The 1,230-nt window shown below is 62.8% G+C and carries 1 protein-coding gene and 1 pseudogene; both read left to right on the top strand.

Going from position 1 to position 1,230, the window contains the following annotated elements; genetic code table 11:
• Positions 1-787: ABC transporter ATP-binding protein (locus Q8Q83_RS04200; protein WP_305621396.1), on the top strand; the 787-nt coding region annotated here is incomplete at its 5' end.
• A gap of 202 nt (positions 788-989) precedes the next feature.
• Positions 990-1,230, top strand: a pseudogene (locus tag Q8Q83_RS04195) (sugar ABC transporter permease); the annotation flags it as partial.

Raw genomic sequence — 1,230 nt, 5'->3', positions numbered from 1 at the left:
CCTGATCAGCATTATCTGCGGCATCGTCAATCCGGGCGCCGGGCGGGTGCTGGTGGGCGGCCAGGACATCATCCAGGATTACCGCGCGGCGCGTGCGCAGATCGGCCTGGTGCCCCAGGAGCTGGTCAGCGATGTATTCGAAACCGTCTGGGCCACGCTCAAGTTCAGCCGCGGCCTGTTCGGCAAGAAGCCCGACCCAGCCTACCTGGAACGCCTGCTGCGCGACCTGTCACTGTGGGACAAGCGCGATGCGAGGATTCTCGAGCTGTCCGGCGGCATGAAGCGCCGCGTGATGATCGCCAAGGCGCTGTCCCACGAGCCGCAGATCCTGTTTCTCGACGAGCCCACCGCCGGGGTCGACGTGGAGCTGCGCCGCGACATGTGGGCTATGGTGCGGGGCCTGCGTGAACGGGGGGTGACCATTATCCTCACCACCCACTATATCGAGGAGGCCGAGGAGATGGCCGACCGTATCGGGGTGATCAGCAAGGGCCGGATCATTCTGGTGGAGGACAAGCAGGCGCTGATGCACAAGCTCGGCAAGAAGCAGCTGTGTCTGCAACTGCAGCAGCCGCTGGCCAGCATTCCCGCCGAGCTGAGCCGCTACCCGCTGGAGCTGAGCGATGCCGGCCACGCCCTGGTGTTCACCTTCGACGCCCAGCGCGAGCACACCGGCATCGCCGAACTGCTCAAGGACCTGGCCCAGCACGGCATCGACTTTAAGGACCTGCAGTCCAGCCAGAGTTCGCTGGAAGATATCTTCGTCAGCCTGGTATCAGGCCGATGAGAAGCTGCTGCGCTCGACTATGCCGCGTTGAAACGGAGCGAAGCGGAGTAACAGCCGCGGCTGACCCGCAGGGCGAGCGGAGCGAGTCAATCAGGCTCGGCCTGCTCATGTACAACTCGTACACTCCGCGGCCTCGCCTGATTTCGCCTTGCCTAGTCTTCGCTCGCGACGCTTCTCAACGACCTGAAACGGAATCACGCTCATGAATTTCTATGCCATCAAGGCTATTTATCGATTCGAGCTGGCGCGCACCTGGCGCACCCTGTTGCAGAGCATCGCCACCCCGGTGATCAGCACCTCGCTGTATTTCGTGGTATTCGGTTCGGCCATAGGTTCGAGCATGACCCAGGTGCAGGGCGTCAGTTACGGCGCGTTTATCGTGCCGGGGCTGATCATGCTGGCGCTGCTCACCGAGAGCATTTCCAACGCCTCGTTCGGCATCT

This window comes from Pseudomonas sp. (genome assembly GCF_030696055.1).
In the GTDB taxonomy this organism is placed as follows: domain Bacteria; phylum Pseudomonadota; class Gammaproteobacteria; order Pseudomonadales; family Pseudomonadaceae; genus Aquipseudomonas.
This window is presented reverse-complemented; position numbering and strand designations above follow the sequence as displayed.